General features: G+C 64.3%; 21 protein-coding genes. 10 read left to right on the plus strand and 11 right to left on the minus strand.

Features of this window, described 5'->3' with window-relative positions:
• Positions 1 to 39 precede the first annotated feature (39 nt).
• The 6 genes from pcaQ (at position 40) to MNR02_RS02390 (ending at position 6,989) form a co-directional block, all read left to right on the plus strand.
• Positions 40 to 978 (plus strand): pca operon transcription factor PcaQ, encoded by a 939-nt coding sequence (pcaQ, locus tag MNR02_RS02365; protein ID WP_241947945.1) that lies wholly within the window; start codon positions 40 to 42, stop codon positions 976 to 978.
• Positions 979 to 1,075: 97 nt separating this feature from the next.
• Positions 1,076 to 1,867, plus strand: a complete 792-nt coding sequence (locus tag MNR02_RS02370) for a shikimate dehydrogenase (protein WP_241947946.1) — start codon at positions 1,076 to 1,078, stop codon at positions 1,865 to 1,867.
• Positions 1,868 to 1,874: 7 nt separating this feature from the next.
• A complete protein-coding gene (locus MNR02_RS02375) occupies positions 1,875 to 2,687 on the plus strand; it encodes a sugar phosphate isomerase/epimerase (protein WP_241947947.1) in 813 nt (270 codons plus the stop codon).
• 163 nt (positions 2,688 to 2,850) lie between these two features.
• The gene (locus MNR02_RS02380; RefSeq protein WP_241947948.1) at positions 2,851 to 4,665 is read left to right on the plus strand and encodes an FAD-dependent oxidoreductase; all 1,815 of its coding nucleotides are present in this window, start codon (positions 2,851 to 2,853) and stop codon (positions 4,663 to 4,665) included.
• Positions 4,643 to 6,391: an FAD-binding protein gene (locus tag MNR02_RS02385; RefSeq protein WP_241947949.1), complete on the plus strand. Its 1,749-nt coding sequence runs from the start codon at positions 4,643 to 4,645 to the stop codon at positions 6,389 to 6,391. The genes MNR02_RS02380 and MNR02_RS02385 overlap by 23 nt, the downstream gene beginning before the upstream one ends.
• Positions 6,378 to 6,989: an NIPSNAP family protein gene (locus MNR02_RS02390; RefSeq protein ID WP_241947950.1), complete on the plus strand. Its 612-nt coding sequence runs from the start codon at positions 6,378 to 6,380 to the stop codon at positions 6,987 to 6,989. Before MNR02_RS02385 ends, MNR02_RS02390 begins: the two co-directional genes overlap by 14 nt.
• Before the next feature lie 62 nt (positions 6,990 to 7,051).
• On the opposite strand, the gene MNR02_RS02395 is transcribed toward MNR02_RS02390, so the two are convergent.
• From MNR02_RS02395 to MNR02_RS02410, 4 genes are all read right to left on the minus strand, one after another.
• Positions 7,052 to 7,846, minus strand: a complete 795-nt coding sequence (locus MNR02_RS02395) for an IclR family transcriptional regulator (RefSeq protein ID WP_241947951.1) — start codon at positions 7,844 to 7,846, stop codon at positions 7,052 to 7,054.
• A gap of 143 nt (positions 7,847 to 7,989) precedes the next feature.
• Positions 7,990 to 9,195, minus strand: coding sequence for a 3-oxoadipyl-CoA thiolase (pcaF, locus tag MNR02_RS02400; protein ID WP_241947952.1), 1,206 nt, complete (start codon positions 9,193 to 9,195; stop codon positions 7,990 to 7,992).
• 13 nt (positions 9,196 to 9,208) lie between these two features.
• A complete protein-coding gene (locus tag MNR02_RS02405; RefSeq protein WP_241601617.1) occupies positions 9,209 to 9,898 on the minus strand; it encodes a CoA transferase subunit B in 690 nt (229 codons plus the stop codon).
• The gene (locus MNR02_RS02410; RefSeq protein WP_241947953.1) at positions 9,895 to 10,602 is read right to left on the minus strand and encodes a 3-oxoacid CoA-transferase subunit A; all 708 of its coding nucleotides are present in this window, start codon (positions 10,600 to 10,602) and stop codon (positions 9,895 to 9,897) included. The genes MNR02_RS02405 and MNR02_RS02410 overlap by 4 nt, the downstream gene beginning before the upstream one ends.
• A 141-nt stretch (positions 10,603 to 10,743) precedes the next feature.
• Between MNR02_RS02410 and MNR02_RS02415 the strand changes: the two genes are divergently transcribed.
• The gene (locus MNR02_RS02415; protein ID WP_241947954.1) at positions 10,744 to 11,505 is read left to right on the plus strand and encodes an IclR family transcriptional regulator C-terminal domain-containing protein; all 762 of its coding nucleotides are present in this window, start codon (positions 10,744 to 10,746) and stop codon (positions 11,503 to 11,505) included.
• On the opposite strand, the gene pobA is transcribed toward MNR02_RS02415, so the two are convergent.
• From pobA to MNR02_RS02430, 3 genes are all read right to left on the minus strand, one after another.
• Positions 11,506 to 12,672, minus strand: a complete 1,167-nt coding sequence (pobA, locus tag MNR02_RS02420; RefSeq protein WP_241947955.1) for a 4-hydroxybenzoate 3-monooxygenase — start codon at positions 12,670 to 12,672, stop codon at positions 11,506 to 11,508.
• Between the two features lie 19 nt (positions 12,673 to 12,691).
• Positions 12,692 to 13,258: an NIPSNAP family protein gene (locus MNR02_RS02425; protein ID WP_241947956.1), complete on the minus strand. Its 567-nt coding sequence runs from the start codon at positions 13,256 to 13,258 to the stop codon at positions 12,692 to 12,694.
• A 91-nt stretch (positions 13,259 to 13,349) separates the two neighbouring features.
• On the minus strand, positions 13,350 to 14,249 hold the full coding sequence (locus MNR02_RS02430; protein WP_241601622.1) for a helix-turn-helix domain-containing protein: 900 nt from the start codon (positions 14,247 to 14,249) through the stop codon (positions 13,350 to 13,352).
• A gap of 117 nt (positions 14,250 to 14,366) precedes the next feature.
• On the opposite strand from MNR02_RS02430, the gene MNR02_RS02435 reads away from it, so the two are divergent.
• Genes MNR02_RS02435 through MNR02_RS02445 form a run of 3 tightly spaced genes read left to right on the plus strand, consistent with a single transcriptional unit; the run spans position 14,367 to position 17,603 of the window.
• Positions 14,367 to 16,079, plus strand: a complete 1,713-nt coding sequence (locus tag MNR02_RS02435) for an FAD-dependent oxidoreductase (protein WP_241947957.1) — start codon at positions 14,367 to 14,369, stop codon at positions 16,077 to 16,079.
• The gene (locus tag MNR02_RS02440) at positions 16,076 to 16,855 is read left to right on the plus strand and encodes an SDR family NAD(P)-dependent oxidoreductase (protein WP_241947958.1); all 780 of its coding nucleotides are present in this window, start codon (positions 16,076 to 16,078) and stop codon (positions 16,853 to 16,855) included. Before MNR02_RS02435 ends, MNR02_RS02440 begins: the two co-directional genes overlap by 4 nt.
• Positions 16,848 to 17,603, plus strand: a complete 756-nt coding sequence (locus tag MNR02_RS02445) for an SDR family NAD(P)-dependent oxidoreductase (RefSeq protein WP_241947959.1) — start codon at positions 16,848 to 16,850, stop codon at positions 17,601 to 17,603. Before MNR02_RS02440 ends, MNR02_RS02445 begins: the two co-directional genes overlap by 8 nt.
• 4 nt (positions 17,604 to 17,607) lie before the next feature.
• Here the strand turns inward: MNR02_RS02445 and MNR02_RS02450 are convergent, their stop codons facing one another.
• From MNR02_RS02450 to MNR02_RS02465, 4 genes are read right to left on the minus strand one after another with little or no spacing between them, the layout of a single operon-like run.
• Positions 17,608 to 18,333 carry an aspartate/glutamate racemase family protein gene (locus tag MNR02_RS02450; RefSeq protein WP_241947960.1) on the minus strand — a complete coding sequence of 242 codons (726 nt, stop codon included), beginning with the start codon at positions 18,331 to 18,333 and terminating at the stop codon, positions 17,608 to 17,610.
• A 1-nt stretch (position 18,334) separates the two neighbouring features.
• Entirely contained in the window at positions 18,335 to 19,057 is a 723-nt protein-coding gene (locus MNR02_RS02455; RefSeq protein WP_241947961.1) for an ABC transporter ATP-binding protein, read from the minus strand.
• 3 nt (positions 19,058 to 19,060) lie between these two features.
• A complete protein-coding gene (locus tag MNR02_RS02460) occupies positions 19,061 to 19,843 on the minus strand; it encodes an ABC transporter ATP-binding protein (protein ID WP_241601628.1) in 783 nt (260 codons plus the stop codon).
• Positions 19,840 to 20,811, minus strand: coding sequence for a branched-chain amino acid ABC transporter permease (locus tag MNR02_RS02465; RefSeq protein WP_241947962.1), 972 nt, complete (start codon positions 20,809 to 20,811; stop codon positions 19,840 to 19,842). Before MNR02_RS02465 ends, MNR02_RS02460 begins: the two co-directional genes overlap by 4 nt.

A 20,811-nucleotide genomic window follows, 5' to 3' on the forward strand; every position in this document is an offset into this window, starting at 1 on the left:
TAAAATGAGATTTTCGGCTATAAATATAACCTGAGAGTTATGGTTTCACCAATCGACGCCCGGATCAAGTTTCGCCATCTGCAGGCCTTTCTGGAGGTGGCCCGTCAGAAAAGCGTCAACCGCGCGGCGGAGCTTCTGCATGTCAGCCAGCCGGCGGTGACGAAGACGATCCGCGAGTTGGAAGGCATTCTGGGCGTTGCGCTCTTCGAGCGCGACGGGCGCGGCATCCGCACCACCCGCTACGGCGAAATCTTCATGCGTCATGCCGGCGCGACCTTGACGGCGTTGCGGCAGGCCGTGGATTCCGTTTCGCAGGAAGCTGCCCTGTCCGGCCCTCCCGTGCGCATCGGCGCGCTGCCGACGGTCTCTGCGCGCATCATGCCGCAGGCGATGAACCGCTTTCTTGCCGGGGGAACCGTTGGTCCGGTCAAGATCGTGACGGGTGAGAACGCCGTTCTTCTCGAGCAATTGCGGGTCGGCGATCTCGATCTTGTTGTCGGTCGTCTTGCTGCTCCGGAGAAGATGACCGGCTTCTCCTTCGAGCATCTCTATTCGGAGCGGGTCCTGTTCGTTGTTCGGGCCGGCCATCCGCTCCTCGATGCGCGTGCCAACGCCTTCGATCGGCTCGGTTCCTATCCGGTGCTGATGCCGACGCGTAATTCCGTTATCCGTCCTATCGTCGAGCAGTTCATGATCGCGCACGGCATGCCCGCGCCGCCCGTGCAGATCGAGACGGTTTCCGATGCCTTCGGCCGCGCCTATCTGCGCATGAGCGACGCGGTCTGGATCATTTCGGAAGGCGTGGTGGCGGGCGATATCGCCGATGGCGTGCTCGCCGCCCTGCCGCTGGAGACCGTGGAAACGCGCGGTCCCGTGGGTTTGACGATGCGTGCCGAGACGCCGCCGTCGCTTCCGCTCTCCCTGTTGATGCAGGCCATCCGAACCGCCGCGGCGGAGATTGCGGCGGCAGGCGTGTAGCCCGCCCCGCGCTGCGAATCCTGCGATTTCCTCTGGACCTGATAATAATGGATGTATATTCCATAATAGAATATCATTCAGTTTTATGGGAGGGATCATGAATCTGGAACTCGACGGCGCATCGCGCCTCCATTTCGTGATCGGCGATCCGATCGCGCAGGTGAAGTCGCCGGCGGGCGTCAGCGAGATGCTGCAGGCACGCGGTCATAACGCGCTGTGCATTCCGGGCCATGTCGCCCCGCAGGATCTCGACGTGCTCTGGGCAGGGCTGAAAACTCTGAAGAATCTCGACGGTGTGATCGTCACCGTGCCGCACAAGATAGCCGCCGTGCACATGGCCGACCGGCTGTCGGAACGTGCCGCGTTCCTCGGCGTCGTAAATACGCTCCGGCGCACGCAAACGGGCTGGGAAGGCGACATGTTCGACGGTATCGGCCATGTCTCGGCGCTGCAGAAGGCCGGTTGCGTGCTGGAAGGCAAGCGCGCCGTTCTGGCCGGCGCAGGCGGCGCGGGCAGCGCCATTGCGCATGCGCTGGTGCTGGCAGGCGTTTCCGAGCTTGCCATCCATGAAACGGACGAAGTCAGACGTGAGGCGCTCATCGCGCGTCTCTCCTCGCTCGGCATGGCGACGGTGTTTGCCGGAAGTGCCGATCCGACCGGCTTCGACGTGGTCGTGAACGCCACGCCATCCGGCATGAAGGAGGGCGATCCGTTGCCCTTCGACGGCGACAAGCTGACGCCGGACATGTTCATCGGCGAAGTCATTACCAAGCCGGCGGTCTCGCCACTGGTCGAGCGCGCGCGGTCGATCGGCTGCCGCGCGATTACCGGCGTCGACATGTTCGTCGAAGTCCGCGACCTGATGGTCGACTACCTGAGCGCGAGGTGAGGCCGTCATGGACAGACAATATGCACTTGCCTTTCTGACCCTGCCGGATGTGGCGCCTGCCGAGGCGATCCGCATCGCTGCCGAAACGGGATATTCCAGCGTCGGATTGCGCCTTTTGCCGGCCGCAGCGAGCGGGGAAGGGCCCTACCCCATCATGACGGACAAGGCGGTGCTTGCCGAGGCCCGCGCCGCGCTGGCCGAAACCGGCATGCGGGTCGGTGATGTCGAGATCGCACGGCTGAAGCCGGAAACGAAGGCCACGGACTTCAGGGCTTTCCTGGATTGCGCGGCCGCGCTAGGGGCTGCCAACATTCTGGTGGCGGGCGACGATACGGATCATGCGCGCCTTGCGCAGACCTTCGCAGCCTTTGCCGAGCTTGCGGCGGGCTACGACCTGACCGCCGACCTTGAATTCATGCCCTGGACCGGCGTGCGCAATGCCGCGGAGGCCGTGGCGATCGTCAAGGCGGCCGGTCAGGCGAATGGCGGCGTGCTAGCCGACGCCTTGCATTGGGATCGCACGGGCGGACGTATCGAAGACCTCGCGCTCATCCAGCCGGAAACGATTCACTATTTCCAGCTCTGTGACGCACCGGCCGAATACAATCCGAGCGACGCCGGGCTCATAGAGATCGCGCGGGGCGGTCGCCTGCTGCCGGGGCAAGGCGGCATCGATCTTCGGGCATTCGTCCGGGCGCTGCCTGAGACGGTGCCGGTCAGCATTGAGATTGCGAATGCCGGTTTCAATGCCAGCCTTTCACCGCGTGCGCGGGCTGTGCAAGCGCTCGCCGCCGCGAAGGCAGTTATTGCCGGACTTTAATTTGGAATGAAATTATTATTTTGAATATAATTCCATTTTGTGTATAGCTGGTCGTCGGAAGCGCCGAGGCGCGTGAACGACGGCCAGCGACACCTTCCAGACACGTCAGGATGCCGCCGCCCCGAAAGGGCGGGCGGGTCGTTGCGCCTTTGAGGAGGCAAGAATGCAGGCAATGGACGCGCGGTCCGATGATCACCGGCGTGCCGATGAGGCCGGGCCTCGTGCCGAGACACCACGCCATGCGCAATGCGATGTGCTGGTGATCGGCTCCGGTGCGGGAGGCCTCGCGGCTGCCGTGGCTGCCGCGCATCACGGCCTTGATGTGATCGTAGCCGAGAAGGCCGCGGCCTTCGGGGGAACCTCTGCCTTCTCCGGCGGCTGGCTTTGGGTGCCCAATGCGCCGCATGCCGTTGCGGCGGGCAAAGGAGAGGACCCGGAAGGACCACGGACCTACCTGCGCCATATTCTCGGCAACCGATACGATGCTGGCATAATCGACGCCTATCTTGAGGAGGCGCCGCGCATGCTGGATTTCTTCGAGAAGAACACGGCCGTCCACTTCCTGCCGGGCAGCGGCATGCCGGATTTCCACGGCAATCTGCCAGGTGCCGCCAAGGGGTGGCGTTCCGTCGTCGCCGCGCCCTATGATGGAAGAGCACTTGGCGGGCTCATCGGACGTCTGCGTCAGCCCATTCCCGAGACCACGCTGCTCGGCATGGGCATTGGCTCGGGCGTGGACATGCGCATGTTCCTGACGGCGACCCGTTCTCTGCGGGCCTTCGCCTATGTTACCGGCCGCATGCTCAAGCACGCGCGCGATCTCGTCTTTCATCGCCGCGCCATGCAGCTCGTCAACGGCAATGCACTCGTCGGCCGTCTCCTGCGTTCCGCCGCCGACCGGCGCGTTCGGCTGTGGCCCAATGCTGCGGCCCATGACCTGCTTCGTGACGGTCCCAGTGTAACCGGTGCCGTTTTGAAAACGGCTGACGGCCCCGTCCATGTCGTTGCCCGGCGCGGGGTCATTCTGGCAACGGGCGGCTTTCCGAACGATGCTGATCGCCTCCAGGCCCTTCTGCCGCATGTGCAGGCCGGTACGCCGCATTACTCGGCGGCACCTGTCACCAATAGCGGTGATGGTTTGCGGCTCGCGGAAAGTGCGGGTGGCCGCGTATCGCCTAGCATGGTCGATGCCGCAGCCTACGCGCCGGTCTCGCTGGTGCCGCGGCTCGATGGCAGCCTGGGGCGCTTTCCGCATCTTGTCGAGCGCGGCAAACCCGGCATCATCGCCGTTATGGCGTCGGGCCGGCGGTTCGTCGATGAGGGCGGGCCCTATCACGACTATGTGCGCGAGATGATCGCCGCCACGGCGCCGCAAACGCCGGCCGTCTCTTGGCTGATCTGCGACCGCCATTTTCTTCGCCGCTACGGCCTGGGCGCCGTCAAGCCTGCTCCGATCCCCTTCGGCCGCTGGCTGCGCAACGGCTATCTCATAGAGGCGCCAACCATCGTGGATCTCGCGAAACGTTGCGGGATCGACCCTGCCGGGCTTGCCGCAACGGTCGATGCGTTCAACCGCAACGCGGCGCGCGGCGAAGATCCGGAATTTCATCGCGGCACGACGCCATACCAGCGGGCCCAGGGCGATCCCGATCATCGGCCGAACCCCTGCCTCGCGCCCATCGTCAAGACACCGTTCTACGCCGTGAAGGTCGTGCCCGGCAGCCTCGGCACCTTCGCCGGCATCGAGACCGATGCGAAGGCGCGCGTGCTGGATGGAGCACAGCGCCCGGTGCCCGGGCTCTATGCGGTCGGCAACGACATGAACAGCGTCATGGGCGGTTATTATCCGAGCGGTGGCATCACCCTTGGGCCGGCCATGACATTCGGATTCCTGGCTGCCGAGACCATCGCCGCGGGCGATGCGGTGCAGGGCGAAAGACATGAAGGAGAGCAAGATGCCGTCCGATCGCAATCCTGATGATCTTGAGGAGGTCGATCTCCTCGTCTGCGGCGCCGGGGCAGGTGGGATGACGGCGGCTCTCGTCGCGCAGCTGGAAGGGCTTGATGTGGTCCTTGCGGAGAAGACCGCGCAGGTGGGTGGCACCACCTCGACATCCGGCGGCACGACATGGGTGCCCGGCACGCATCTTTCGGAGCTGGCCGGGGTGCCCGACAGGGTGGAGGACGCCCGGGCCTTTCTGGAGTCCGTCGTCGCAAATCGTGGCGGTGCGCGGCTGCGCGAAGCCTTCCTCACGTCCGGCCGCGCTGCCATCGAGGAGCTCGACCGCAAGACCGATGTGAAGTTTGCCGCCGCTGCGGCTCACCCCGATTATCTCGACGGTCCCGGTGCCGCCTATGGCGGCCGGGCGCTTGGCCCGATCAATTTTGACGGGCGTCTACTCAGCCGGGAGGATTTCGAGCGGGTGCGTCCGCCGCGCGGCGAATTCATGGGGCTGGGGGGCATGATGGTAGGACGCGCCGAGGTTGGCGCCCTGCTCGCGCCCTTCGCATCGATCGCCAATCTCCGCAGCGCCATCGCCATCGTTGGCGGCTACATGCTCGACCGGCTACGCTACAGGCGCGGCACGCGGCTCCTCATGGGTAACGCGCTGGTTGCCCGGTTGCTCTACAGCCTGCGCAAGGCGAAGGTTCCGATCCTGTTCGAAAGTGGCCTGAAGGAACTGGTCGTCGAGAACGGGCGCGTCGTCGGCGCCGTTTTGGAGGGACCTGCAGGCCTTCGCCGCATTCGCGCGCGCAAGGGGGTGGTGCTGGCCACGGGCGGCGTGTGCTGGAACAAGGCGATCCGCGAGAGGCTGTTTCCGCAGGGAACGCGCGACTATGCGCTTGGGCCGGTCACGAATACCGGCGACGGTGCCGATGTCGCGATGGCCATTGGCGCACGCTTCGAAGATGGCGGCGACAGCCCCGCCTTGTGGATGCCCTGCTCGTCCTACCGTCGGCCTGATGGAACGCTTGCTGTCTGGCCGCACATCATTCTCGATCGCGCCAAGCCCGGATTGTTCGCCGTTGATGTGCGGGGCCGGCGGTTCGTCAACGAGGCCAATTCCTACCATGACTTCGCCATGGGCCAGATCGCCACGGGCGCCATTCCGGCGCATCTCGTCTGCGACGCCGCATTCATGCGCCGCTATGGCATGGGCATGATCCTGCCCGGCGCCAGGAACCTCAGGGCGATGGTGAAGGCCGGTTACGTCATCGAGGCGAGCACGCTCACGGAACTGGCCAGCAAGATCCAGTGTGATCCTGCAGCGCTGGCCGCCACGGTTGAAAGCTACAACCGCGCTGCCGCATCAGGCGTCGATGATGAATTCGGGCGCGGATCAAGCGTCGTGAACCGCTTCAATGGCGATGCGGCGTCGGGCAGCAAGAACCCCTGCCTCGGTCCGGTTGGCGCGGGCCCCTATTACGCCATGGCGGTACGTCCCGCCGACCTTGCCTCAAGTGCGGGCCTTTCGGGCGACGAATTCGGCCGGGTGCTCGATGAAGATTGCGAGCCGATCAGCGGCCTCTATGCCTGCGGCAACGATCTCGCTTCGATCTTCCGCGGCACCTATCCCGGCCCGGGCACGACGCTCGGCCCGGCTCTGGTTTTCGGCTGGCGTGTGGCCAAGCACGCCGCCGGCAAGCTGGCCGAGAGCGCCGGCGCAATGACGGATGAAAGGAAACAACATGCAACGCTATGAAATCGCGACACTCTCGACCACGATGGGCGCTGCGGCGAAGGCTGCACCCGCCATCGAAGCCTTTGCCGGTGAAGGCAACGGCAGGCTGCTTGGCATCTTCTATGCCGATATCGGCGTGCTCAATCGTGTGCTCGTCCTGCGCGGCTTCGACACGGTGGCGGATTACGACGCGGAGCGCGAGCGCACGCTCAGGGCGTCCAATCCCTTCGGTTCCGCCGAGTGGCTGACGGGGCTCGAGTTGGAAGGTTATGCCCCGTTTCCATTCCTGCCGCCGGTGGAGACTGGCAGCTTCGGGCCGGCCTACGAGTTCCGCACCTATGTCCTGAAAACCGGCGGCCTGGAGCCGACGATCCGGGCGTGGGAAGCGGCCGTTCCGGCACGCACCGAACTGTCGAAACTGACGATCTGCATGTACGGCATCGATGGTAAGCCGCGCATGACGCATATCTGGCCCTTCAGCTCTGTCAACGAGCGCGGGCAGGTGCGTGCGGATTCCGTTACGCAGGGTGTGTGGCCGCCAAAGGGTGGACCGGACTGGCTGACGAGGGACATGCAGTCCACCATCGCCTTCCCGACGGCAAACTCGCCGCTGAAATGAGGATTTGATTCCAGCGAAAAGCGCCCCTTTCGGCAGGAGAGGGGCGTTCCTCTTTGCAGGCGTCAGGCTTGCTTGTGCAGCCCGGGGAAATAGCGCGAGCCGGTGGCGGACATGCCGATTTCCCGCGCTGCCTGTTCCAGATCCGGCGCAAGCTCCTTCATGCGATCCGGCGTCATACGCACGGCAGGGCCGGCAATCGACAGGCAGCTGATCACCCGGTCGCCGCCGAAGACCGGCACTGCCATGGCCGCCATGCCGACAATATAGCTGTCGATCGACACGGCGTAGCCGCGCTTGCGGGTTTCGGCCAGCACGGTCAGCAGCTCGGCGATCGTTTTCGGCGCGCCCGGTCCGGTGGGTTTGGAGGAATCGATCAGCCCCTGCCGCGAGACCCGCTCCAGCGCTTCCTCGTCGCTCATCGCCGATAGCCATGCCTGCCCGCCGGCGCTGGAGGCGAGGTGTACCACCACGCCCTGTTCCTGGCCCGGGTCATAACGCAGGCCGCCCGTCGCACCCTGCGCCACGGCCACCCAGATGAGGTCGTCGCCGTCGATCACGGAAAGACGAATGAGTTCGCCGCTGGTCTGGGCAAGCCGGTCGAGAATAGGCTGTGCGACGTCGCCGACACCGGTCCGGCCCAGGAAGCCCACGCCGAGGGCCGCAAGCTTCATGGTGAGCGCATAATCGCCCTGGTCCTGCACCTGGCGAACATAGCCAAGCCGTATCAGCTCATTGAGCGTGCGGTGCACGCCGCTTGCAGGCTGGTTGACCTGACCCGCGATGGAGGAAACGGATAGGCCGCCCGGCTTGGCAGCCAGCAGCTCGATGATATTCAAGGATTTTTCAAGCGTGCTCATACTCGTTCCAATATGGATTGTTATTCCATTTTGACCCTGCGCGGCTTGCAGTCAAGGCCTTTCAGCGAGGGAACGCCAACACGGAAAGGCCGCACGCGGAAACCGCGTGCGGCTATCGATAAAACGCTGTTGGAAACGACGGCTCAGACTCTCTCGAGAGCGATTGCGATACCCTGGCCGACACCGATGCACATCGTTGCCAACGCCTTCGACTTGCCGGTGATCGAGAGTTCGAGGGCTGCGGTACCGGCGATGCGTGCGCCGGACATGCCGAGCGGATGCCCCAGCGCAATCGCTCCGCCGTTCGGGTTCGCGCGCGGATCGTCATCGGCGATCCCGAGCTGGCGGAGCGTTGCAAGGCCTTGGGAGGCAAAGGCTTCGTTGAGTTCAATGACGTCGAGATCGCCGGTCGTCCAGTTGATGCGGTTCAGCAGCTTCTGCGAGGCCGGTGCCGGGCCGATACCCATGATGCGTGGCGGAACACCCGCCGTCGCGCCCCCGACGATGCGGGCAATCGGGGTGAGACCGTATTTCTTCGCAGCCGTTGCAGAGGCGATGATGAGCGCCGCTGCGCCGTCATTGACGCCGGAGGCATTGCCCGCGGTGACGGTCGCGCCATCCATGCGGTTTACCGGTTTCAGCTTGGCGAGCGCTTCCAGGCTGGTGGCACGCGGATGCTCGTCCTGTGCCACGGTCAGCGGATCGCCCTTCTTCTGGGGGATGCTGACGGGCACGATTTCGCTGTCGAGACGGCCATTGGCCTGTGCAGCGGCGGCCTTCTCCTGGCTGCGGACGGCAAAAGCGTCCTGATCTTTGCGCGAGACTTTATAGTCGATGGCGACGTTGTCGCCGGTCTCCGGCATGGAATCGACGCCATAGAGCGCCTTCATGACAGGGTTGACGAAGCGCCAGCCGATGGTGGTGTCGTGTATCTCCGCCTTGCGCGAAAAGGCCGTGTCGGCCTTGGGCATAACGAAGGGTGCGCGGCTCATGCTTTCCACGCCGCCGGCAATCATAAGCTCGGCTTCGCCGGCCTTGATGGCGCGCGCGGCGATGATGACGGCATCCATGCCCGAGCCGCACAGGCGGTTGACGGTCGTGCCGGTAATGGAGCCCGGCAGTCCCGCCAGAAGCAGCGACATGCGGGCGACGTTGCGGTTGTCTTCGCCCGCCTGGTTGGCGCAGCCGAACACCACGTCGTCGACAGCCTCCCAGTCGACGGACGTGTTGCGCTCCTGCAGGGCCTTGAGCGGGAGGGCGCCAAGATCGTCGGCGCGCACGGAGGACAGGGCACCGCCGAAACGGCCGATGGGCGTGCGGATATAATCGCAGATGAAGACTTCGGTCATGGTTTTGGTGTCCTCACAGTTCCGGGGCGACGAGATCGGCGACGGGGCCATCGGTGTGCAGCTTTGCGCCGGTCTTTGCCTGGAGATCCTCGAAGGAGAGGCCCGACAACTTTTCCCGCAGCACAAAGCGGCCGTCCACGATGTCGATCACGGCAAGGCTGGTGTAGACGCGCGTGATGCAGCCGACGCCGGTCAACGGGAAGGTGCAGGCTTCCACCAGCTTGGGTTTGCCGTCCTTGGTGACGTGTTCGGTGATGACGAAGACCTGCTTTGCGCCATGCACAAGGTCCATCGCGCCGCCGACGGCAGGAACGCCCTTGGAACCGACGCGCCAGTTTGCGAGATCACCGTTCTGGGCCACCTGATAGGCGCCGAGAATGGCGACATCCAGATGGCCGCCGCGCACCATGGCGAAGCTGTCGGCGTGGTGGAAAAAGGAGGCGCCGGGCTTCAGCGTCACGGCCTTCTTGCCGGCGTTGATCAGGTCCCAGTCCTCTTCGCCCTCGGCCGGCGGTTCGCCGAAATCAAGAATGCCGTTTTCCGTATGGAAGATGGCCTGCCGACCGGGCGGCTGGTAGCGCGCGACCATTTCCGGGAAGCCGATGCCGAGATTGACATAGGCACCGTCCTGGATGTCCTGCGCGGCGCGCCAGGCGATCTGGGCGTTGGAAAGCTTGAGGTCTTCTGTGGTTTCGACGGTCATGCGTAAACGGCTCCCGACCGGATGAGGACTTCTTCCTGTTGCGGATTGGCGATCTCGAGGACGCCATCGACGAAAATACCCGGTGTCACGACATGCTCGGCGTCGATGCCGCCGAGCGGAACGATCTTAGAGACCTGCGCAATGGTCTTGGCCGCGGCCATGCACATGAGCGGATTGAAGTTGCGCGCAGCCTTGTTGTAGGTGAGGTTGCCGTGGATATCGCCGACATGCGCCTTCACGATGGCGAAATCGGCCTTGAGCCAGCGCTCCTGCACATAGGCGCGGCCATCGAATTCGGCGATGACCTTGCCCTCAGCAAGTTCCGTGCCGTAGCCCGTCGGTGTGTAGAAGGCGGGAATGCCCGCGCCGCCAGCGCGAATTCGCTCGGCGAGCGTGCCTTGCGGCACGAGTTCCAGTTCCACCTTGCCGGCGAGGTAGGCTTCCGTGAAGGCGCGGGGGTCAGACGAGCGCGGGAAGGAGCAGATCATCTTCTTTACCAGCCCGGCATCAATCATCGCGGCGATGCCGATGCGGCCATTGCCGGCATTGTTGTTGATGACGGTGAGCCCCTTGGGGCCCTTGTTGATCAGGGCGTGGATCAGCTCGATGGGCGCGCCCGAGCCGCCAAAGCCGCCGATCATGACCGTCGCGCCATCGCCGATCCCGGCGACGGCCTCGGCCGCACTCGCGATTGTCTTGTCCATGTTCCAAACCTCCATGCGACAGCGCAAGCCCGCAGGGCCCGCCGTTTCCGGGTTTGGACTTAAGGCGCAAAAGCATTCGACGGCAATCAGTTTGTGCGTTATGTGACTTTTGTTCGAATATCGCACAAATGGTGATGGTTGATGACGGTGAAGGAACGGGACATCATGGGAGGCCTCGCGAAGGGTCTGAAGGTGATCGAGGCCTTCAGCGCCGAGCGTCCGCGGCTTTCCATTGCCGAGGCGGCCGATATCGCCGGGCTCGACCGCGCGACGACGCGCCGCTGTCTGCTGACGCTTTCCGAACTCGGCTATGCCGCCTATGACGGCAAGTTCTTCACCGTCACCCCGCGCATCCTCCGGCTGGGCACCGGCTGTCTTGCCACCATGCCGCTGCCGCGCATCGTCCAGCCGACGCTCGACCTTCTGTCGGAAGAAATCGGGCAGAGCACGTCGGTATCGATCCTCGACGAGTGGGAAATCGTCTATGTGGCCCGCGCCGCCCAGCAGCGCGTGATGTCCATCGCGCTGATGCCCGGTTCCAGACTGCCGGCCTATTGCACGTCGATGGGCCGCGTGTTGCTGGCCGCGCGTGCGGAAGAAGAGGCGCTGGCGCTGCTGGAGGCTTCCCCGCGCGTGGCCCGAACCGAGCGCACGGTGACGGAGTTGCCCGCGCTTATGGCGGCCTTGGCGGATGTACGCCGTCTCGGCTTCGCGACCATCGATCAGGAGGTGGAGACGGGGCTGCGCTCCATCGCCGTGCCGTTGCGCACGTCGCGCGGCAAAACCATCGCTGCGCTCAATGTAGGCCTTGCCGCCACCGCGGAACCGATGGCGGCCATTGTCGAACGCTATCTGCCGGCGCTGTTGAAGAGGCAGGTCGAGCTTGCATCGATGCTGGCCTGATCAGTAGGTCAGGCCGACATAGTTTTCGGCGAGCGCCGTCTGCGCGGCCGTCGAACCCGCGAGATATTCGATTTCCGCCCCCTGCATGCGGCGAAGGAATTCCCCTTCGTCCGGGAAGGTGTGCAGCATGCGCGTCATGGACCAGGAGAACCGCGAGGCCTTCCAGACGCGGGCGAGTGCCGTGGCGGAGTAGGACGTCAGGTGGCCATCGTCGCCGGCATAGTGGGCGATCAGCGCCCGCGAAAGGTAATAGACATCGGAGGCGGCAAGGTTCAGGCCTTTTGCGCCCGTCGGTGGCACGATATGAGCCGCATCGCCTGCCAGATACAGCCGTCCCCAGCTCATGGGCTCGGAAATGAAGCTTCTGAGCGGCGCGATGGATTTCTCGATCGAGGGTCCGGTTTCCAAGGTGTCCGCCAGTTCTGCAGGCAGTCGACGGCGCAGTTCCGTCCAGAAGGCCTCGTCGCCCCAGTCCTCCGTCTTGTCGGTCAAGGGTACCTGCAGATAGTGGCGGCTGAGACGGGCATTGCGCATGGAGCACAGCGCGAAGCCACGATCCGAGCCGGCATAGACCAGCTCGTGTTGAAGCGGTTTCGTTTCCGAGAGAATGCCAAGCCAGCCGAACGGGTAGACGTGCTCATATTCGCGGCGTGTCGTTTCGGGGATGGTCCTGCGGCTGACGCCGTGGAAGCCGTCGCAGCCGGCGATGTAATCGCAGTCGATGCGATGGCTCGTTCCACCATGGGTGAAGGTCACATAGGGCGCGCCACCATCGGCCCCGTGAATCTCGACGCCTTCGGCCTCGTGGTAGATCGGCGCTTCGGTGCGCTCCAGTTCCTCATAGAGGTCGCGCGTCACTTCCGTCTGGCCATAGATCGTCACCGAGCTGCCGGTCAGGGCCTTGAAATCGATATGGACCTGCTTGCCATGTGCGGCAAGCAGCGTGCCGTCATGCACGAAGCCCTCGGCATCAAGCCGCTTGCCGACACCCGCCTCGCGCAGCATGTCGCAAAGCCCCTGTTCCAGCACACCGGCCCGGATGCGCGCGAGCACATAGGCGCGCGCGCGCTGTTCCAATACGACGGCATCCACACCCTTGCGGCGCAGAAGAAGTGACAGCAGCAAGCCCGAAGGCCCGCCGCCGATGATGACGACCTGATGACGCATGGTGCGTTCGCTCCCGAGATTACAGCGGTGAAAAGGCAAGCGGGCGCAGCACGATATGGCTGCTGCCCCCCGCCAGAGGGATGGACGGAACGGGATCGGGGCTGCGAGGCAGAAGCGAGAAGGTGCCCGCCGCCCGGCCGGAAAGCACCGTCCATGTCGCAACCGCGCCGTCGATCGGCTCGCCGGACACGAGCGCGGCGCAGTCCGGCGCAAAGAGCGGCTTGCCCGCCGCCCGTCCCGGATGCGGCTTTCGCCTGTCCGCAACGATTGCCTCGAAGGCAGCGGAGGATGCGACCGTTTGAAGGAAGCGGTTTTCCTGCTCCTCCACCAGCGCGAAGGCCTTGGGAATGAAGCCTTCAACCCAGGCCGCCTCGGTGGCGAGCGAAGCGCGGCAGGCCTCGCGCTCGGCCCAGTCGGCATAGGACCAGAGATGGTGAATGGTGTTGAGCGGACCGGTCTCGCCCAGCCAGTAGCCGGCAAGCGGCAGGTGCCGCGTGACCAGCGGCAGTCCCTCGTCGGCCAGCAGTGCAAGGTAATTGCCCGCCGCGCCCGGCTTCAGGCGGTAGCTTCGCCACTCATGGATCATGTCGGTCTCCCATGGTGCGCAAACTGACCATAGGGACCGATTTGGGAAATGGACGGAGCGTCGGAAAGATTGGACGATACCCGGTGGGTCGTCAGCTATCGTGATGCAGCGCCTGTTTTCGGAAGGCCCCGGGCGAGACGCCGACGCGCTGGGTGAAGAAGCGGTTGAAATAGGCGGGATCGTCGAAGCCCGTGAGATGGGCCACCTGCGCCACGCTGCTTTCCGTATAGACGAGGTAGCGTTTCGCCTCGATGACAATGCGCTCATAGAGGAGGTCTGAGGCCGTCTTGCCGGCCCTGGCCTTGCAGGCTGCGTTCAGGCGCGCCTGGGTGACGGCGAGATCGCCGGCATAGAAGGCCAGCGAACGTTCATTGCGGAAATGATCCTCAAGCAGGGCACGGTAACGAACGAGAAGATCGTAGTCGCGGTCAGGCGCGGCAATGCCAGGATCGTCATGCGACACATTCAGCCTGAGCACGACGACGAGGACGCGCATGAACTGCGCCATGATCGCCGTGCGCCGCCCGGGCGCCGACCAGATGAACTCACGGTGCATCCACTCGAAGGTCTCCATGACGGCTGGGATGGAGACGCCGGTCCCTTCCAGCGGATAGACCGCCGGTCGTTCCGATGCCTGCGCCAGGCGTGCATCGGAGGCCGAGGCGGCCTTGAGGCAGCCGAGCGCGGCGGTAACGACAAAGCCGTCGGTGCCGGGGTTGAAGTCGATCTGGTGCACGATCCCGGCGGGCACGACGAGGATGCCCGGGGCGGGGATCTCCAGGACCTGTTCTTCCATGCGGATGGAGCCGCCCCCGCTTTTCACCAGCAGAACCTGCATGTGATCGGGATGGGAATGCGGACGAATTCTCCAATCGTTCGGGCCGCTGCGGTCGCGGATCGGCTCGACATGCAGGAAGTCGAGTTCGACGTCTGCGCCTTGATCGCCATAGAGATAGTAATGCGGAATGCTGCGCCCGGCCCCGTTCGCCATTTCTTCTCCCCGGTTTCTCACAATCGAATTGTGCAATAATTCCACGGGTGCGTCCATTGGTTCGGCTTGGCCCGCGGCTTAGCAAGATGTCCTGCCATTCATGACAGGGAGGATCCGATGGAGCGGCTTGAGGAGAAAGAGCGCGTCTGCGACGTGCTGGTCATAGGGTCGGGTGCTGGCGGTCTCGCCACGGCCATCGTCGCGAAGAAACACGGTCTTTCCGTCATCGTCATCGAGAAGGAACCGGTGTTCGGCGGAACCACTGCTTTCTCCGGCGGCGTTCTCTGGATACCCGGCAATCGCCATGGCAAGGCCAACAATCCTGCCGATACGCGCGAGGCGGCACGCCGCTACATGAAGGCGGAGACGGGAAACTGGTTCGATGAAAGGGCCGTCGATGCCTTCCTCGATGCCGGCCCCAAGATGCTCGACTGGTTCGAGACGCAGACGGACGTCAAGTTCGTGCCGACGCTCTATCCCGATTACCACCCGACGGTGGATGGCGGCGCCGATGTCGGCCGCTCGGTGCTTGCCGAACCCTTCGACACGAGTTCGCTCGGTGACAACCTGAAACGCCTGCGTCCACCGCTCTCGACCATCACCTTCATGGGCATGATGTTCAATTCGTCCAATGCGGATATCAAGCACTTCTTCAATGCCACGAAATCGCTGACGTCGTTCGCCTATGTTCTGAAGCGACTTGCGGCCCATGCGGGCGAGGTGGCGCGCTATGGGCGGGGTGTGCAGGTAACAAGCGGAAACGCGCTCGCCGCCCGGCTGGCGAAGAGCTGCTTTGATCTCGGCATTCCGATCCTGACGGAAACGCCGGCGCTGCGTCTCGTCATGGACGGCGCCCGCGTGACGGGGGCTGAGGTCGGTGGCGCAGAGCCTGGCACCATCACCGCCCGGCAGGGTGTGGTGCTGGCCTGCGGCGGCTACGCGCAGGATCTCGCCCGGCGGGCTGATGTCTATGCCCATCTCAAGTCCGGCAGGGCGGGGCATTATTCTCCGGTGCCGGAGGGCAATACCGGTGACGGTATTCGCCTTGGCGAGGCGGCGGGTGGTGCCTTCGATGCGGAATTTCCGCAGCCGGCGGCCTGGATGCCGATAAGCCGGGTACCCGGACAGGGTGTTTTTCCGCATCTGCTCGACCGCTACAAGCCGGGCATGATCGCCGTGCTTTCCCACGGCAAGCGCTTCACTAACGAGAGCGCGAGCTACCACGACGTGGGTGCCGCGATGATCGCCGCCGGAGAAGCCGCCGCCTGGCTGATCTGCGATCACCGCACCATCCGCAAATACGGCCTCGGCCATGCCAAGCCCGCGCCGATGCCGCTCTCTCTGTGGCTGCGTAGCGGCTATCTCAAGAAAGGCGGAACGCTTGCTGAGCTCGCGCGGGCCTGCGGCATCGAGCCCGCCGCACTCCAAGCAACGGTGGCGGAATTCAATCGCGGTGCAAGAGTGGGGCGCGATGAGGCGTTCCATCGCGGCGAGACGTCGTTCAACCGCTATCTTGCAGATCCCGAAAACAAGCCGAACCCCTGCGTGGCGCCCGTCGAACAGGGACCGTTCTATGCGGTGAAGCTGGAGATGGGCGATCTCGGCACCTTTGACGGCCTGAAGACCACCGTGCCCGGCGAAGTGCTGGATCGTTCGGGCGGCGTCATCCCCGGCCTTTTCGCCGTCGGCAACGATCGGGCGTCGATCATGGGCGGCAACTATCCTGGCGCGGGCATCACGCTCGGTCCGGCCATGACCTTTGGCTGGATCACCGGCCGCTATCTTGCGGGCATCGGGCCCGATGCGACGAACAGGGAGGAAGCCGCATGAGCTGGCTTGGACTGGATGGAAAGACTGTCGTCATCACGGGCGCGGGAGGCGGGATCGGCCAGGCCTTGGCGCGGGCCTTTGCCGCAGAGGGTGTGCGTGTCGTCCTGCTCGATCGCACGGAAGAGCGTACCCGGGCGCTGGCGGACGAACTCGGCAACGGTGCCTTCGTGCTGTCCTGCGACCTCTCCAAGAGCGATGAGATCACCGCCGCTGCAACGGCGGTGGAGGCGCAAGGCGGGGCCGACATTCTCGTCAACAATGCCGGCATCCTGCGGCCAGGACCGCTCGAAAGCGTGAGCGAGGCCGACTGGTCGGCCATGCTCTCGGTCAATCTCAATGGCTATCTCGCGGCCGCGCAAGCTTTCGGCAGGGGTATGATTGAGCGCGGCAGCGGTACTCTCGTCCATGTGGCGAGCATCGCCGGCACGCATCCCCAGCCGTCAAGCGGCGCCTATTCGGCCTCCAAGGCGGCGATCCTGATGCTGTCGCGCCAGCTTGCCTATGAATGGGGTCCGAAGGGGATCCGCTCCAACACGGTCAGCCCCGGCCTCGTGCGCACGCCCCTTTCCGAGCCGTTCTATCGCGATGCAGAGGTAAAGGCGAAGCGGGAGGCTATGGTACCGCTTGGGCGGATCGCCGAGCCGAAGGACATGGCGGACGTTGCGCTGTTCCTCGCCTCGCCTCGCGCGTCCTATGTGTCCGGGCAGGACATCGTGGTCGATGGCGGTCTGTCGCAAACCCTCATGGGTCTGGTGCCGAGACCTGGCTATGCGTGACGTAAAACACGCACTCGTCACCGGCGGTGCCGACGGGATCGGGCTTGCCATCGTGCAGGCCCTGGCGAATGCCGGCTATCGCGTCACCATCGCCGATCTCGATGGCGAGAAGGCTTCAGCGCGGGCTTTGGAGCTTGGCGAAGGCCATCGCGGTCTCGCCTGCGACATCACCGATGAGGCGCAGGCGATCGCGGCGGCGTCCGCGGCGCCCTTCGACGTTCTGGTCAACAATGCCGGCATCGGCGACAGCCACCTGCCTACGCTGGAACAGGGGATCGATCCCTTCCGCAAAGTGCTCGACGTGCATCTTGCTGGCACCTTCCTGATGTCGCGCGAGGTTGGCCGAGGCATGGTTGCGCGCCAATCGGGCGCCATCGTCAACCTGTCCTCGATTGCGGGACTGACGGGATTGCCGAAACGCAACGCCTACGGCGCCGCCAAGGCCGGCATCGTTGCCATGACGCGCGCCATGGCCTGCGAATGGGCGGGCAGGGGCGTGCGGGTCAATGCGGTTGCACCGGCCTTCGTGGAAACGGCGCTTGTCCGCAAACTCGCCGATGCGGGGCGCATCGACCTGCCGACGTTGCGCCGTCGCACGCCAATCGGCCGATTGATAGCCGCGCAGGAAGTGGCGTCCGCCGTGGCCTTTCTCGCGTCGCCCGCAGCGTCCGGCATTACCGGTGCCGTTCTGCCGGTCGATGGCGGATGGACCGCCTTCGGTGATTTCGGGGATGCGTCGGCAGATTGATGCCTTAGCCGGCCACGGCAGGGAAGGCACCGACAAGTTTGGCAGGCGGCGGCGGGGCATAACCGCCGAGGCGGGAGGTGCGGATGTTGAGGCCGGCCATCGCTTCGGCCAGCTTCACTGCGCAGGACACGCCGTCGAGAACGGGTAGCCCGTGTTCGGCGGCGAGATCCGCAGCAAGGCTCGCCATGCCCGCGCAGCCGAGCACGATGGCTTCGGCGCGGTCCTCGCCGATGGCAAGACCGATCTCGGCACTGATCTTCTGGCGGGCGTTGGAGCCAGGCTGTTCCAGTTCCAGCACGGCGACTTCCGAGGAGCGCACGCGGGCGCAGCGCGCATCGAGCCCGTAGCGGGCGAGATTGTGTTCCAGCGCCGGCACCGAGCGGGCCAGCGTGGTCACGACGGTGAACTTGTTCGAGATCATCGAAGCGAAGTGATAGGCGGCCTCGCCGATGCCGATCACCGGCTTGTCGGTCAGGCAGCGGGCGGCATCGAGGCCCGTATCGTCGAAACAGGCGATAACGACGGCGTCGCAATCCGGATTGCGGCGGATCGCGTCGAGCAGGCCAACCAGGCTCATCGCCTCATCGAAATAGCCCTCGATCGAAACAGGGCCATGGACGGGATTGATTGCGGTCACCTGCGTGCCGGGAGAGGCGGCGGCACGCGCCGCCTTCCCGATATGCGCCGTCATCGAGGCGGTTGTGTTAGGATTGATGACGAGGATTTTCATGTCAGAGTTCGCCTCCGAGGTAGGCAGCCTTGATGCGGTCGTCGTTCATCAGTTCCTTGGAATTACCCGACAGCGCGATAGACCCGGTGGAAAGCGCATAGGCGCGGTTGGAGATGGACAAAGCCATGCGGCTGTTCTGCTCAACGAGAAGGATGGAGACCTTCTCGTCGCGGCTGATCGCGACAATGGCGCGTGCGATGTCCTGCACGAGCTTCGGGGCAATGCCGAGCGACGGTTCGTCCAGAAGCAGCAGCTTCGGGCGTGCCATCAGAGCGCGGCCGATCACCATCATCTGCTGTTCGCCGCCGGACATGGTGCTGGCCTGCTGGTGATAACGCTCGCGCAGCCGCGGAAACCGCGTCAGCACGCTTTCCAGCGTCTGTTCGATTTCGGCTTTATCGGTGCGTGTAAACGCCCCCATCAGGAGATTGTCCTTCACCGACATCAACGGAAAGGCGCGGCGCCCTTCCGGCACCATGGAAATGCCCCTGCGGACGATATCCGATGCCGATGTGCCGTCGAGCCGCTCGCCCTGATAGAGGATCCGCCCGGACTTGAGTGGCCGAAGCCCCGTGATCGCCCGAAGGATCGAGGACTTGCCCGCACCGTTCGCGCCGATCAGCGCGACGGTCTCGCCTTCCGCCACATCGATGGACACGCCTTTCAGCGCATAGATGTGGTCGTAATAGAGTTCGATGTTCTCAATGCTCAATATGTTCGTCATGGCTTACATCCCGATCGCCGCATCTTCGGAGCCGAGATAGGCCTCGATGACCTGCTCGTTCTCACGGATTTCCTGGGGCGTGCCTTCGGCGATCTTCTGGCCGAAGTTGATGCACACGATCCGGTCGCTGATCTTCATGACCGCAGGCATGTCATGCTCGACCAGGAGCACGGTGACGCCGCGCTCGTCGCGCAGACGCCGCACGAGCGCGACCATCTTCATGGTCTCGTCGTGGTTCATGCCAGCAAAGGGCTCATCCAGCAGAATGACCTTTGGATCGGTGGCAAGGCCGATGGCCATGCCGAGTGCGCGCAGATGCCCCTGCGGCAGGTTGGAGGCGAGTTCGTTGCGGATGGCCTGAAGGCCGAGGAAATCAACGATATCGTCGGCCGAGGCAGCGAAGGCTTGCTCGTCTTCCTTCGCCTGCTTCGTGCCGAGGAAGAAGCCGAGGAGGCTCGCTTTCGAGCGCAGGTGATGGGAGACGATGATGTTTTCGCGCACCGTCATGGAGCGAAAGATCGTCGTTTCCTGGAAGGTTCGCACGACGCCCATGCGGGCCACTTTGTGCGGGGCAAGGCTCGATATGCGCTCGCCGTTGAAGATTACCTCGCCGGATGTTGCCGGCACGAAGGAGGAAATCAGCTTGAAGAGCGTCGACTTGCCGGCGCCGTTCGGACCGATCACCGAGAGGATTTCGCCCTTGCTGACGTCGAAGGAAACGTCGTTGACCGCCGTCAGGCCGCCGTAGCGTTTGGTGATGTTGCGAATTTGCAGGATCGGGCTCATGCGCGGCCCTCCTTCTTGTCGAGAAGGCTGAGGACACCGTTCGGCAGGACCAGCATGAGCAGGATCATGATGCCGGAGTAGATGAGAAGCTGGTACTCACGGGCAATCGACAACAGGTCCCAGCCGAAATAGAGCAGCAGCGTGCCGAGCATCGGGCCGAAGACGTAACCGAGGCCGCCGAGGAAGCAGTAGAGCATGAAGTTCACGCTGTCTGCGACCACGAAGGAGGACGGGTAGATCGACTGGGCGATGGAGGCGAACATGGCGCCCGCGATGCCGCCGAAGAACGACGAGATCGCATAGGCGAGCACCCGCAGATAGGCTGTGTTGACCCCGATCGACGCCGAGAGCTCCTCGTTCTGCTGGAGGCTGCGGCAGAGGTGGCCGAGCCTGGAGTTCACGATGCGCCAGAGGACCAGATAGGTGATGGCCATCAGCACGACGGCCATGACGTAGAAGCCGAAACGCGGATTGGCGAGCGAGCCGAAGGCCGGGATGAGGGTGATGCCGAAGAGCGAGAGCTCACCCGGTAACGGGATGGAGGTGATGCCCTTTGCGCCATTGGTGATCGGCAGCGCCAGGGCAGTGAGGCGCGCGACTTCGGTGAGCACGAGCGTCACCATGGCGAAGTAGACGCCGCGCAGACGCAGGATCGGCAGGCCGATCAGGACCGATATCACCGCGCAGAACAGGCCCGCGAGCGGCAAGGTCAGCCAGAACGGGACGCCGGCCTGCGTGACGAGGATGGTCGAGACGTAACCGCCCACCAGCGCATAGGCACCCTGGCCGATGTTGATGCGGCCGATATAGAAGGTCAGCCAGACACCGGCCGCGCCGACGGAGAGAAGGGCCACGGATGTCAGTGTGTAGTAGAAATCCGACCGTCCGGTCGCCTTGATGATGAGCGGCACCAGCACGAAGACGGCGAGAAGGAAAGCGGCGAAGCCGAGGAGTTTTTTCGCGTTCAT

The sequence above is a fragment of the Shinella sp. H4-D48 genome (assembly GCF_022637395.1).
GTDB classification, from domain to species: Bacteria; Pseudomonadota; Alphaproteobacteria; order Rhizobiales; family Rhizobiaceae; genus Shinella; species Shinella sedimenti.